The organism is Acinetobacter sp. WCHAc010052, assembly GCF_002165295.2.
Lineage (GTDB): Bacteria > Pseudomonadota > Gammaproteobacteria > Pseudomonadales > Moraxellaceae > Acinetobacter > Acinetobacter chinensis.
In genome coordinates this window covers 858,350-872,762 of the sequence record NZ_CP032143.1, presented here as the reverse complement: position 1 = coordinate 872,762, position 14,413 = coordinate 858,350, and the positions used below count along the sequence as shown (strand labels likewise).

Genomic DNA, 14,413 nt, shown 5'->3' with positions numbered 1-14,413 from the left:
ACAACACCATTTGTTACAAAATGGATAAAAATAAACCAATACAACCCTTTGGCGAAATTATGACTGATTAATTCATTACTTTTAAACTTATCCACAAAGTTATCTATAAGCACTTAAAGCTGGCTTTGTTATGCTATGCCCTTGCCTGATAAGGCTTATACAAGAAAGATAAAAACAGGGATCTTTTTGCAAGGGAACAGCACCTGACATCAGAAAAATTTTTAGCAGAATGTCAATATTGATCTACCCTGAATTTTCCCGTATCTTGTGTTCAATTCAATTTTAAACCACTAAGTCTTGTGTTTATTCCTCAAACACTGTGGCCGGTTTCCGCCCAGTTCAAACGGTCCATAAACATAACAATAGATGACAATGGAGCTATGCTGACATGAGCGTAATCACATCAACCCCAGGACAACTTCAGGTGATCAAACGCACCGGTGATGTTGCCGCTTTTGATGCAGAAAAAATTGCTGTTGCAATTGGTAAAGCTTTTCTGGCGGTGGAAGGTCAGCAAAGTGCTGATTCCAGCCGTATTCATGACCGCATTTCACAACTTACTGAAATGGTTCTGAATACCTTTAACCGTCGCCTGCCATCTGGCGGAACCATTCATATTGAAGAAGTTCAGGATCAGGTTGAGCTTGCCCTGATGCGTACCGGCGAACAGAAAGTTGCCCGTGCTTATGTGATTTACCGTGAACAGCGTGCAACTGCCCGTCAGCAGACAGGTGCAAACCATCACCCTACATTACAGATCACAGCTTCAGACGGTCAGCTTAAACCACTTGATCTAGGTGCTCTGGAAGCAAGTATTGTAAAAGCAGCTGAAGGTCTTGAAGGTATTGACGTTCAGGCGATCATTGATGAAACAGTTAAAAATTTATATAACGGTGTAAAAGAGTCAGACATCTCTACAACGATGATGATGGCGACCCGTACCCGTATTGAGCAGGAACCGAACTATACGTATGTAACTGCGCGTTTACTGCGTAATGACCTTGTTGCGACCGGTTTAGAGTTTTTAGGTTTAGCTGCAGACACCAATGAAGGTGATGCACTTGAGACTTTCCTGCAGAAAGGGATCGAGCTTGATCTGATTTCACCAGACCTGCTTAACTTTGACCTTGCAAAACTGGCTGCTGCGATCAAACCGGAACGCTCTAATCAGTTTACCTATTTAGGTCTACAGACATTATTTGACCGTTACTTCATCCACTCTGATGGCGTACGCTTCGAATTACCTCAATTGTTCTTCATGCGTGTTTCAATGGGTCTTTCACTCAATGAAAAAGACAAAGAAGCAAGTGCAATCGAGTTTTATGACCTGCTGTCCAGCTTCGACTACATGGCATCTACGCCTACCCTGTTTAACTCAGGTACGCTTCGTCCTCAGTTATCAAGCTGTTATCTGACGACCATTGATGATGACCTGTTCGATATTTATGGCGCAATGCGTGATAACGCTATGCTGTCTAAATGGGCTGGCGGTTTAGGGAATGACTGGACACCTGTTCGTGCACTGAACTCTTATATCAAAGGTACAAACGGTAAATCTCAGGGTGTTGTTCCTTTCCTTAAAGTTGCCAACGATACTGCTGTTGCGGTCAACCAGGGTGGTAAACGTAAAGGTGCAGTTTGTGCATATCTTGAAACCTGGCACCTGGATATTGAAGAATTCCTGGAACTGCGTAAAAACACAGGTGATGACCGTCGCCGTACGCATGACATGAACACAGCAAACTGGGTTCCTGATCTGTTTATGCAGCGTGTATTTGAAGATGGTGAATGGACACTGTTCACGCCTTCAGAAACACCTGATCTGCATGATCTTACAGGTACAGAATTTGCTGAACGCTATGCTTACTACGAAGGCATTGCGAAAGAAACCAACATGCTTCATAAGAAAATCCGTGCGAAAGACTTATGGCGCAAAATGCTTTCCATGCTGTTTGAAACAGGTCACCCATGGATCACATTCAAAGACGTATGTAACTTGCGTTCACCACAGCAACACGTTGGCGTAGTTCACTCATCCAACTTATGTACAGAAATCACTTTAAATACCAATAAAGATGAAATTGCAGTCTGTAACTTAGGTTCGATCAACCTTGTACAACACGTTCAGGGTGGTGTTTTAGACCGTGAAAAACTGGCTCGTACTGTTAAAACAGCAGTTCGTATGCTCGACAACGTGATCGACATCAACTACTACGCTGTTCCTCAGGCACGTACATCAAACCTGAAGCACCGTCCTGTTGGTATGGGTATCATGGGCTTCCAGGATGCTTTATATGAAATGAATCTTGCCTATGGTTCAGATGCAGCTGTAGAGTTTGCTGATGAATCCATGGAAGTCATCAGCTACTATGCTATTTCAACTTCAAGCGATCTGGCTGTTGAACGTGGTGCTTACGAAACATTTAAAGGTTCATTGTGGGATCAGGGCATTCTGCCAATCGACTCTTTAGATATCGTGGCTAAATCACGCCCAGACCGTATGTTTGAAGTAGACCGCACTCAGCGTCTGGACTGGAACACTTTACGTGCCAAAGTTCAGAAAGACGGTATGCGTAACTCAAACGTGATGGCAATTGCTCCGACTGCGACCATTTCAAACATCTGTGGTGTGTCTCAGTCAATCGAGCCGACATTCCAGAACCTGTACGTAAAATCCAACCTATCTGGTGAATTTACAGTCATCAACCCTTACCTGGTCCGTGCGTTGAAAGACCGTGATCTCTGGGACTCTGTGATGGTCAATGACCTGAAACACTTTGAAGGTTCTGTACAGAAAATTGCACGTATTCCTGAAGAGCTTAAAGCCATCTTTGCAACTGCATTCGAAGTTGAACCACGCTGGATTGTGGATGCTGCATCACGTCGTCAGAAATGGATTGATCAGGCACAGTCTCTTAACCTTTACATCTCTGGTGCAAACGGTAAGAAACTTGACATGACCTACAAAATGGCATGGTTACGTGGTCTGAAAACGACTTATTACCTCCGAGCTTTAGGCGCAACTTCTGCTGAAAAATCCACCATCAACACGGGTGCATTGAACGCAGTTAAACCTGCTACCGTTGCGGCTCCAGTTGCAGCTGTGGCTCAGGAAGTAAAACCAGAAGTTCCTGCTGAAGAAGATGGTTTTGGTCAGGCGGCTCCAGTGCCACAGGCATGTTCAATCGACAATCCTGATTGCGAAGCTTGTCAGTAATTTAATTTACCTCCCCTAGCCCCTCCTGAAAGGAGGGGGATTTACCGAAAGATCTATTAAGGTGATAAGTCCCCTCTCCTCCAAGGAGAGGGTTAGGGAGAGGTCTTCAAAGAGGTTAAGAAATGTTCCATTTAAGTCATAACTATGAGTTGGGCATAATCGCACTGGTCTTAGCCTTTTTAATTTTTTACGTACCTGCGGTCTATGCATTCTTTGCAATCCGTAAGCAACACAAGCGTAATCAAAATAAGTAGTGTGGCTTAAAGCTTTTGAACAAAGTTAAAGCTTTTATCGGCAAAACTTAATTTTGCTTACACATAATGAGCGTATAGTAGTGACATCTTCGATTGTGAGATGTCAATAACAGATATAAAGCAACGAAGAGAGAATAAACATGTCTATCCTAAGTTGGGACGATTTCGAAGATGATGAACAGAAACCGGCTGCACAGCCTGACCAGTCTGCGCCCGTCGAACAGAAGAAAGCGACTGATTCGCAAGTGGTATCTGATGCACAGCAATCATCGCAGAATCTGGCAACTGCACAACCCGCTGGAACCAGTCAAAGAGCCACAAAACATTCAACCGATTCGATGGCAAGAGCATCTGCAGCCTTAGAAACTCTGGATGTTGCACCTGGCTTAGAAGAGCTTGAAATGGGCGCACAACGTGTTCAGGTTGATGATAAAGCCATGATTAACTGCCGTGCTGACTTAAATCAGCTGGTACCGTTCAAATACGAATGGGCATGGCAGAAATACCTGGACGGATGTGCAAACCACTGGATGCCTCAGGAAGTCAACATGAACCACGACATCGCGTTGTGGAAATCTGAAAATGGCTTAACTGAAGATGAACGTACTATTGTGATGCGTTCACTGGGCTTCTTCTCTACAGCAGATTCACTGGTTGCAAACAACCTGGTACTGGCGATTTACCGTCACATTACCAACCCAGAATGCCGTCAGTACATTTTACGTCAGGCATTTGAAGAAGCAATTCATACACATGCGTACCAGTACTGTATTGAATCCCTGGGTATGGATGAAGGCGAAGTCTTCAATATGTACCGTGAAGTTCCATCAGTTGCACGTAAAGCTGCATGGGGTCTGAAATATACACAGTCTTTAAGTGATCCTACTTTCAAAACTGGAACACCTGAAAACGATCAGATATTACTTCGTAACCTGATTGCTTTCTATTGTGTACTTGAAGGGATCTTCTTCTACTGTGGTTTCAGCCAGATCCTGTCTATGGGTCGCCGTAACAAAATGAACGGTGTTGCTGAACAGTTCCAGTACATTTTACGTGATGAATCCATGCACCTGAACTTCGGTATCGATATGATCAACCAGATCAAGATTGAAAACCCAGGTTTATGGACAGCTGAATTCCAGGAAGAAATCGTTCAGATGATCCTGGAAGGTACAATGCTTGAAATCGAATATGCACGTGACACCATGCCACGTGGTGTATTGGGTATGAATGCAGCAATGATGGAAGAATATCTGAAATTTATTGCCAACCGTCGTCTGGCGCAACTTGGTTTACCAGAGCAGTTTGCAGGTGTAAACAACCCATTCCAGTGGATGTCTGAAATGATGGACTTGCGTAAAGAGAAGAATTTCTTTGAAACGCGTGTGACTGATTATCAGACTGGTGGTGCGCTCAGCTGGTAAGTTAGCCCGCCGTCGTCATGCGACACAAGGTTTGTCAAAAACGACACATGGTTTGTCATAAGACGACGCATGGTTTGTCAAAAAAATAGAGCCCTAAGGGCTCTATTTTTTTGATTGAAATTATTAAATATAATTTCTAGATTATTAATAATATTAAAGCAACATGAGTAATATTTATTTTATTTAAATCATTTATACCCTTTATCTCTGCAATACTCCATGAATGCTAAACTATCACATAAAGTTAATTTAAGAACATTCTCATAGTGATTCATACCTAATCTTGATTGCTCATAAGTAATTGTGGCTTTTGCACACTCCAAAGAATCTTTCAGACTTAATTTCATTAAACTACCGCGTATTGTATTTTCAAATTCAGAAATAATTTGATTCGCCTTTCCTTGGAATCTATTTAACAACTTAAGATTATCATAGTGATTTTTAATTATATTAAATAAAATAGCATCTATATTATGAGTGTTTTTAAGAAAATACTTAACTGAAAAAGTATTATTAACATATTTCAAATCAACATGCAAAAACTGTTGATATGGTAATTTATGAAGATATAAATTTATAAATTCAAAATTACCATCCTTTATCCACTTATTTGATTTATAGCTATTACATTCAGAACAAACCGGTATTAAGTTCCTGGGATGTACAACAAACTCTGGAAAACTTTCCTTCGGAACAATATGATCTAAAGTATTAACATCATTAATTGTACAGTATTGGCAAGTGTTTAGCTCATAATCATTTGGCAAAGAAATTATTGCATTTTTTAACTTTATAAAAGGTTTCGAACCATATTTATAGAGTTTTAATAAATCATCTTTCTGATTAGTATTAATAGAAGGCAACGGTACCAAATAAAGTAAATCATTACTAGTAAAAGCAGCGTCATATACATGATATGCACTTTTTAAGACTGGAAACAATAATGTAATACGATCTTTATAAAAAGGGAATTGCTCTCCTTTTCCCCTTTTTTTTGAATTAACAACTTCCTGTAAAAAGGAAATGCTGTCACCATTGTATGAATTCAAATTAATCATATCAGTTCGATACCATACTTTTCAAAAGAACAGTAAGATTTAAGCTAAGCGGTATATTATTTTCTCGTAAAAGTTCTAAAATTTCTTCAAATGAATATCCTTTTTTTATTAATATTTCCAATTCTTTTTTGAATTGTGAATCAGTTTCTCTTGACCCAAAAATATCTTCCGTTATTTTTGTTAAGTTTTCACCAAAAGTTTCAATTGCCGGATGTTTAGCATTTAAGATACCATTTTCATTTCTTATGACATATACATTTTTCGATAATATGCCTTGAACAATAATAGGTGAATGTGTAGCTATAATACAAAAAGATTGAAATTTTTTTACTAAAAGATGAATACTATTTATTAATTGTGAAATTGCATTAGGGTGCAAATGTGTTTCTGGTTCATCAAATATTATTAATGAGTCATATCTTATATTAGCTAAAATCTCAGTAAGGATATATAAAAATATAGCTTGCCCAGAACTAAATGTTTTTAATGACTTATTAATTTCTACTATATTTAACTTTTGCTCAAATACTGTCGAATCCCATTCAATCCAAACATCAACTAACTCTTTTGGAAAAAAATTTTTTATAATTTCAATCCAACTACTAAATCTTTTATTCTTCTGAACTTTAACTATTGATAAAAAGAATCTAGCATTTAGTTCATTTTCTGAGAGTATCGACTCTGAACTTCCTTTTGAATGTCTTAATCCGCAATAAATATAATTAATTTTAGATGAACTTTCAGGTATTACAAATTTATCAAATACACTATACGAAACAGCTATCACTTTACTAAAAAGAGGTAGCTTAGGTGCAAATAATTCAAAATTACCTTTTGCTATATCAAATGGTAATTTTGAAACTAGTTGCGTTTTCCCAACTCCATTATTTCCTATAAGTGCATATATCCTATTAGGAAGAATTGAACTATCATTAAAGTTAAATGCAATTCTTAATCCATCATCATCTGAATACATTGGTTTAAAATTGTATTCAAAAGAATATAAATTACTTAAATCATAATTATCTATACGGTATCTTGCCTGTCTTAAGAGCTGTTCTTGCTCATCAAATCTAATAATACTATTTTTAAAATCGCTAAAATTTTCAAACTCTTCGCATATTTGAGGAAAAAATGCAATATCATTTAATCCTTTTAGAATGGATAAATAATTTTGCTGGAATATATTTTTCAAATTCCTATAAAAATCAAAATTCTGTCCCAATGAACAATATTCATTACTTAAAGTATAAAATTTATCCACTATTTCTTTTGTTGTACTGTTAGATTGCTTTGAAATAATTTTCAACTTACCTATATCTTTCCTCATATTATTAGCAAAATAATAGAGAAAAAATTCATTCTTATTACCATAATCATCCCATGTGGTCGGACTCAGTAAAAAATATGAATTATGTTCATGTTTAGTATTACTAAAGACAAAAGGAATTTTATTGTCAGCTAAATCTTTAAATTTGTTATCTTCATCTAATTCATCAATTTCAAATATTGATAAACCATTATCATCAATACCTTTTAAACGATATTCAAGTAAATCATTTATTAAAATTGGATTTAATGTATGATAAAAAAATTTTATATCATCATCATTCTCATTAACCTCAGGTGAAATTACCTTATTGAGTAATCCAATTAAAACTTCATCAGAATCAATAAAATTAAACCTTTCCAACAAAATATAATCTAATTCCCAATCATTATTATTAATATAGTGCTGTATTAGATCCCCTCTTGCATCCTTATAACGTGGATCAGTTGAAGGTAAATTTTTTAAGTCTAAAATTTCATCAAAAAAAACTATAGGATCAATTTTTTTAAAAATCTTAATTTCTTGCTTTGCAAGTAGCCTTAAGATTTCTAATTTTCTATTTCGTTTTAATTGAAAATTCTTCATAACTAAGCGATAAGTTTTTTTATATTATTTCAATAACTAATATAAATTTCAAGACATTTAAACTTGCAAGATTTTCTAATTTTAATTATATAATTTTATTTGATTCACAAATTCCCCAATTTCTATATTTAAAGCTTTGAGCCAATCCACCAGTTCAATTACATCAAGTCTTCGTTCTAAGGTTTCTACTTTAGATACATACGATTGAGGCTTAACTAAACGCTGGGCAAGCTCAACCTGAGTCACATCTTTGGACTCACGGAGTTCTATAAGTTTCTTAATTAGGTCTTGATACCTAGGATCGTGTATTGAGCGCATGGCTCAATATCAGTTACAATTAAAAATATCCCAAAATAGGATATTTTTAATTTAATCCTATCTGTTTACTGAATTTTTCCTTTTGGGTAATCATTAAAAGATAGTTTAGGAATTCACTGTGAAGCAAAAATTTTCTGTAGCTAAAATCAACAGCATTGTTAAAAAGAATTTAGCAGGTGCAACTGTCGAACAAATTTGCGAAGAGTACAAAATCAGTGTAGCAACTTTCTATCGTTGGAAGGCAAGTTATATAGATATTAATGAGCAAATTCTTATTCGTTTAGATAAATTGGAACAAGAAAATTTAGCTCTCAAACAAATGTATGCTGAAGAAAGACTGTCTAAACGCCTAGATATGTAAAATATATTCATAAAATCTCACATGTGTAATACACAGATAATTTACATGCGAAGAATTTTAGATAGCTTCTACTGTCATGATATGTGATTCTTCAAAGAGATTATGGAACCTTACTTTTTCCAAAAAATCTGATGAGGCCATAACGTCTTCTTTCCAAGTTTTATCGGTCAATTTTCCATTATCTGTCTGTGAAAATTGAGTACTTAATATTTGCAGATCCATTAGAAAGTCTTCTTTAAAGCTATCGCCTAATATTGATTCCTTAGAATCCGCTACAGAAAACACGTGCGAATTCATCAATACAATTAAACCTTCACTAAAATGTGAATATGGTTTTTTCATACAAATAATAAGTAAGGTTCGATAAATTGCACGACTGATATCAATAATGCCCTTACTTTCCACGATACTCAAACGTAGAAAAATAACGAGTGCGGCTAAAGCATCTAAGCTAGCTAATCGCTCCAACTGTATCAGTTTTTTAGATGATAAATTCTCAATCAACTTGCTATCACAATTATATTTATTTGATTTATACAGTATCCGTTGAACTTCCCATGACAGTTTTCCAATACCGTCCTTTAAAAGTAAATCTAAATTTATTGAATTTTTCATAGCTTGCCAAAGCACATGATTAATTATGAATATGCTGCCTGGTACTACTGCTTCAGCTTTATCTATAAGTTTTGGATGAGGAACATTTAAACCATTCTTATAGTTCCTCCATTTCCTATCATTATCAGTTACACACCCATCCAACACTCTAATTTTATCAGGCTCAATTATTCTAGCTATTTGAGACGGTAGTTGTGCATCTAAACCATGCTGTATGTGCGAATACCACAAGGCAACCCGTAATTGATCTATGACATCTCTTTTATTAATTCTAACTTTTTTAATATTTTCGTTTTTCAAAACATAATCCACAAAATTCAAATCAACTTATTAAATATCAATTATTTAAAAAAATATTTCCGGAAAAATTTTAGTAATTTATTCAACTTGTACACATATAGACCCAAGTATAAGCTTTTGTTGTGACAGGTTACTACCAGGAACTCAATGGAAATCCACCCCATAGTCGATGCATCTACAATTGAAAAAGAGTTATTCGACCGTTACGGCCCTCTAATGACAGATGACGCTCTTCGAATCGCTCTAGGTTACAAATCTACAGAAGCCAGAGATGGATCCGTAAATTTGAACAACTCCTATAAGTGATATTCTGCTCCTCAAATGATGTTATAAACATCAATATATGGAGTATTTTATGGCACGTAGACCAAGAAGAAATCATTCAAATGATTTTAAAGCTAAGGTAGCACTTGCTGCGATTAAAGCAGAAAAAACACTTGCTGAATTGAGTGCTGAGTTTGATGTTCATCAAAACCAAATTATTGACTGGAAAAATCAATTGATCTCAGCTTCCTCGCAAGCTTTCGATCAATCAAAAGCTCCAACAGAACCACCCATCGATCTAAAAAAACTACATGCAAAAATCGGTGAGCAGGCATTAGAAATTGATTTTTTAGAAGGTGTGTTGAAGAAACTGGGCCGCTTCAACCACAAAAGTTAATCGACGACTCACTTCAGATTTCAGTATCTAAGCAAGCTAAGCTGCTGAAAGTCTCCCGTGGTTGTTATTACTATCGCCCAAAACCTGTGAGTGCATCAGATCTGAAGCTGATGCGATGTATTGATGAATTACATATGCAATATCCTTTTGCAGGCAGTCGTATGATGCGTGATTTGTTGAATCGTCAAGGACATCATATAGGACGACGTCATACACGTACTTTAATGAAGAAAATGGGTATTCAGGCGTTATATTGCAAACCAAATTTAAGCCAGGCTAATCAAGCTCACCGTAAATATCCATATCTGCTCAAAGGATTGGCTATTCAGCGCAGTAATCAAGTGTGGTCTACGGATATAACGTATATCCCTATGGCAAAAGGCTTTGTTTATTTATGTGCTGTGATTGATTGGCATAGCCGCAAGGTACTTGCGCATAGAGTATCGATTAGTATGGAGGTGGATTTTTGTATTTCGGCTTTAAATGAAGCGATTGAAAAATATGGTCGACCTGAAATATTTAATACAGACCAAGGCAGCCAGTTTACCAGTGATGCATTTATTGATGTATTGAAATCAAATGGCATTCAAATCAGTATGGATGGTAAAGGTCGATGGGTAGATAATGTGATGGTTGAACGATTATGGCGGAGCGTTAAATATGAAGAGGTGTATCTCAAAGCTTATAGCAGTGTCACAGATGCGAAAAAGCAATTAAGTGCATATTTTGAGTTTTATAATTTGAAACGACCTCATTCGAGTCTAGACAAAATGACACCAAATGAGTTTTACTATGATCAGCTACCCCAACAAAACAAGGTGGCTTAACTAGAGCGGAATATCACTTATAAATACGCTTTTAGTTGTTCAAACAAGTGGGACCACCTCTGCCTTTCGACAAGCCTTAACCCGTAAAACAGTCCCTGTTCCAGTTTTTAGTATCCCTAATCGTCGTGGCAAATATGCCTTAGTAAAGGATGTTGCTACATGGTTAGCAAATCAAAGAAACTCAATTCTAGATTCTCAAGACAACCACTAAATTCTCAATACTCAGAAACAACCTTGGAGTGATTATGAAAAAGTAGATAAAAATTCAATAAAAAACGGACCCTAAAAGGATCCGTTCGTGACTTTATATAGAAGAATATAAAGACCTGAGAATCATAGTATCTTCTCTATATCGTCACCAGTCAAGTAAGTGCTATTCCATCGTAATAGTACAGATTAACTCATTCTCAAATGTTTATTGAGAATAGAACTACTGCTGGATGAACAGATATGTCTTATAAAACAGTTTTTTCAAAAACTGATATTCAAACAAGTATCCTAGAACAAGTCAGGATTGCCTTTGAATCAACAGTAAATGTAGCAGCTACAATTCATGGACAACGTAAAATCTACCAAGGTTCTTTTGGTCGTCGAACCTCTCTCTTCCCGAGTGAAAAATGTTGTGGAGCAATTCCATTAGAAAGCCGACTTGAACTTGCTCATGCAATCTCATTAGAACAAGATCCAAATATCTTAAATTATCGCTCACAAGCATTAAAAATCTTGCTGGCTAATGAACAGTATTGTTTTCCAGATTTCTTGGTTCAAACCAAAGAAGGAGCTTATGAGGTTCATGAAGTCAAGCCATCCATAGCATCATTATCAACTGATGACTTAAACCGCTATGCAATACTTTCTGACCTACTTCACTCAATTGATATTACTTTTAAGCTAATAGATCACACTGATTTACCAAGTGAAACACAGATTTCTCAGCTGCTCTATTGGTATCAAAGAGGACATCGATTCAACTGGAATATTTTCGAAATAAATTATGCTATAGACCAGTTAAAGATCAAAGAGTTCGATAACTCAAATCAAGTCTATAGAACACTTGAATTAATAGGCCTCAAACCTGAACTAGCTGATTATTTATTTTTTCATCAAAGAATAAAAATTAGCCCAGTCAAACAAGAAATAAATGAGGCCTATTAACATGAACAATGCTCTTTTAACCCCACAACCAGGTTTTCGTTTCTATTTTCAAAAACATCCTGACTATATTTTCGAAATCGGTTCAATCACCTACAGCACTATACGATATGCAGCAATTGCTGGTGGAAAATCATTTTCAATAACGCCGAATGAGTTTGAAAACCGCTACAAAAAAGGGGAAATCCTATGCGTATTTTCACCCGATAAGCTGATGATCAACCCTAAACATAATTCAGAAATACACCGTAAAGAACGCTATGTCATTAGCGCTCTTCAATCACTAAAATCTCCTACGGGCCCTCAACAACTATCAAAATTAATAGAGCAAATTTCCACTGAAATTAAAGATCCTCACCCTCCTTCCTGCCGTACTGTCGCAAGATGGGTTACTAAATATAAAAGTTTTTCGCAGAACAAACTGTGTTTACAAGATAAATATAAAGGGAATCAATACTTAAGATTTCCACCAGAGGTCTATCAGATTTTAAATCAAGCAATCAATGAGGTTTATTTAAAGCCCGAATATAGAACTGGCAAAGACGTACAAGCCTATATGCTTGGCCGATTCATGGAACAAGGCATCCCATTAGAACAGTTACCAACACTGAGAAGTATTCAGCGGCATATCAAGAAATTGGACCCTTATATTGAATTGAAAATTAAAAAAGGATCCCGAATAGCAAAGAAAGCTTTTCAAGCTGCCGGCAAAAGTGTTATTAGCCCTTTTGCTCTTTATATGGTCGAAATCGATACACACTATCTCGATATTATTATTGTCGACCCAAAAAATAAGGTTGCTTTAGGACGACCATTTCTTGCATGTGCAATTGATGTTTATTCAAGAGCAATTGTAGGCACTTATATCAATATGTATCCCCCTAGTGCTGCAACCACTTTAGAAACCATTAAGGATATGGTTACTCGCCCAAATCATAAATTACCAGGAGGTATTCCGAGTATTATCATTCCTGATAATGGAATTGAATTTAAAAATAATTCACTTGCACGAGTATGCGAACAGCTGAAAATTACTTTAACTCCATCTCAAGTTGGCACACCGAATAAAGAGATGGATCCGTAAATTTGAACAACTCCTATAAGTGATATTCTGCTCCTCAAATGATGTTATAAACATCAATATATGGAGTATTTTATGGCACGTAGACCAAGAAGAAATCATTCAAATGATTTTAAAGCTAAGGTAGCACTTGCTGCGATTAAAGCAGAAAAAACACTTGCTGAATTGAGTGCTGAGTTTGATGTTCATCAAAACCAAATTATTGACTGGAAAAATCAATTGATCTCAGCTTCCTCGCAAGCTTTCGATCAATCAAAAGCTCCAACAGAACCACCCATCGATCTAAAAAAACTACATGCAAAAATCGGTGAGCAGGCATTAGAAATTGATTTTTTAGAAGGTGTGTTGAAGAAACTGGGCCGCTTCAACCACAAAAGTTAATCGACGACTCACTTCAGATTTCAGTATCTAAGCAAGCTAAGCTGCTGAAAGTCTCCCGTGGTTGTTATTACTATCGCCCAAAACCTGTGAGTGCATCAGATCTGAAGCTGATGCGATGTATTGATGAATTACATATGCAATATCCTTTTGCAGGCAGTCGTATGATGCGTGATTTGTTGAATCGTCAAGGACATCATATAGGACGACGTCATACACGTACTTTAATGAAGAAAATGGGTATTCAGGCGTTATATTGCAAACCAAATTTAAGCCAGGCTAATCAAGCTCACCGTAAATATCCATATCTGCTCAAAGGATTGGCTATTCAGCGCAGTAATCAAGTGTGGTCTACGGATATAACGTATATCCCTATGGCAAAAGGCTTTGTTTATTTATGTGCTGTGATTGATTGGCATAGCCGCAAGGTACTTGCGCATAGAGTATCGATTAGTATGGAGGTGGATTTTTGTATTTCGGCTTTAAATGAAGCGATTGAAAAATATGGTCGACCTGAAATATTTAATACAGACCAAGGCAGCCAGTTTACCAGTGATGCATTTATTGATGTATTGAAATCAAATGGCATTCAAATCAGTATGGATGGTAAAGGTCGATGGGTAGATAATGTGATGGTTGAACGATTATGGCGGAGCGTTAAATATGAAGAGGTGTATCTCAAAGCTTATAGCAGTGTCACAGATGCGAAAAAGCAATTAAGTGCATATTTTGAGTTTTATAATTTGAAACGACCTCATTCGAGTCTAGACAAAATGACACCAAATGAGTTTTACTATGATCAGCTACCCCAACAAAACAAGGTGGCTTAACTAGAGCGGAATATCACTTATA

Annotated in this window: 11 protein-coding genes and 1 pseudogene; 8 read left to right on the top strand and 4 right to left on the bottom strand. The window is 36.5% G+C overall.

Going from position 1 to position 14,413, the window contains the following annotated elements:
• Window positions 1–388 precede the first annotated feature (388 nt).
• The 3 genes from CDG61_RS04645 (at window position 389) to CDG61_RS04635 (ending at window position 4,895) form a co-directional block, all read left to right on the top strand.
• Window positions 389–3,217 (top strand): ribonucleoside-diphosphate reductase subunit alpha, encoded by a 2,829-nt coding sequence (locus CDG61_RS04645; RefSeq protein ID WP_087551225.1) that lies wholly within the window; start codon window positions 389–391, stop codon window positions 3,215–3,217.
• Window positions 3,218–3,339: 122 nt separating this feature from the next.
• Window positions 3,340–3,471 carry a preprotein translocase subunit YajC gene (locus CDG61_RS17620; RefSeq protein WP_087551226.1) on the top strand — a complete coding sequence of 44 codons (132 nt, stop codon included), beginning with the start codon at window positions 3,340–3,342 and terminating at the stop codon, window positions 3,469–3,471.
• Between the two features lie 140 nt (window positions 3,472–3,611).
• Entirely contained in the window at window positions 3,612–4,895 is a 1,284-nt protein-coding gene (locus CDG61_RS04635; RefSeq protein ID WP_087551227.1) for a ribonucleotide-diphosphate reductase subunit beta, read from the top strand.
• Window positions 4,896–5,083: 188 nt separating this feature from the next.
• On the opposite strand, the gene CDG61_RS04630 is transcribed toward CDG61_RS04635, so the two are convergent.
• From CDG61_RS04630 to CDG61_RS04620, 3 genes are all read right to left on the bottom strand, one after another.
• The gene (locus CDG61_RS04630) at window positions 5,084–5,953 is read right to left on the bottom strand and encodes an HNH endonuclease (protein WP_087551228.1); all 870 of its coding nucleotides are present in this window, start codon (window positions 5,951–5,953) and stop codon (window positions 5,084–5,086) included.
• A gap of 1 nt (window position 5,954) precedes the next feature.
• Complete coding sequence (locus CDG61_RS04625) at window positions 5,955–7,868, bottom strand: AAA family ATPase (RefSeq protein WP_087551229.1); 1,914 nt, start codon at window positions 7,866–7,868, stop codon at window positions 5,955–5,957.
• An 81-nt stretch (window positions 7,869–7,949) separates the two neighbouring features.
• Complete coding sequence (locus CDG61_RS04620) at window positions 7,950–8,186, bottom strand: helix-turn-helix domain-containing protein (RefSeq protein WP_087551230.1); 237 nt, start codon at window positions 8,184–8,186, stop codon at window positions 7,950–7,952.
• Between the two features lie 118 nt (window positions 8,187–8,304).
• Here CDG61_RS04620 and CDG61_RS04615 point away from each other — a divergent pair, with 118 nt between their 5' ends.
• Window positions 8,305–8,547, top strand: coding sequence for a transposase (locus CDG61_RS04615; protein WP_087551231.1), 243 nt, complete (start codon window positions 8,305–8,307; stop codon window positions 8,545–8,547).
• A gap of 57 nt (window positions 8,548–8,604) precedes the next feature.
• Here the strand turns inward: CDG61_RS04615 and CDG61_RS04610 are convergent, their stop codons facing one another.
• Window positions 8,605–9,462 (bottom strand): hypothetical protein, encoded by an 858-nt coding sequence (locus CDG61_RS04610; RefSeq protein WP_228199613.1) that lies wholly within the window; start codon window positions 9,460–9,462, stop codon window positions 8,605–8,607.
• A 355-nt stretch (window positions 9,463–9,817) separates the two neighbouring features.
• On the opposite strand from CDG61_RS04610, the gene CDG61_RS04605 reads away from it, so the two are divergent.
• The 4 genes and pseudogenes from CDG61_RS04605 to CDG61_RS04590 all read left to right on the top strand — a co-directional run bounded on the left by CDG61_RS04605 (window position 9,818) and on the right by CDG61_RS04590 (window position 14,391).
• Window positions 9,818–10,950, top strand: a protein-coding gene (locus tag CDG61_RS04605; RefSeq protein ID WP_223155595.1) for an IS3-like element ISAba14 family transposase whose coding sequence is annotated in 2 segments (ribosomal slippage) — window positions 9,818–10,070 and window positions 10,070–10,950 — 1,134 coding nt in all. Because the reading frame shifts where the segments join, the coding sequence is not laid out codon by codon here.
• Window positions 10,951–11,400: 450 nt separating this feature from the next.
• A complete protein-coding gene (locus CDG61_RS04600; protein ID WP_087551694.1) occupies window positions 11,401–12,105 on the top strand; it encodes a hypothetical protein in 705 nt (234 codons plus the stop codon).
• 1 nt (window position 12,106) lies between these two features.
• Window positions 12,107–13,174, top strand: a pseudogene (locus CDG61_RS04595) (integrase catalytic domain-containing protein); the annotation flags it as partial.
• Window positions 13,175–13,258: 84 nt separating this feature from the next.
• Window positions 13,259–14,391, top strand: a protein-coding gene (locus tag CDG61_RS04590; RefSeq protein WP_223155595.1) for an IS3-like element ISAba14 family transposase whose coding sequence is annotated in 2 segments (ribosomal slippage) — window positions 13,259–13,511 and window positions 13,511–14,391 — 1,134 coding nt in all. Because the reading frame shifts where the segments join, the coding sequence is not laid out codon by codon here.
• The last annotated feature ends 22 nt before the right edge of the window (window positions 14,392–14,413 follow it).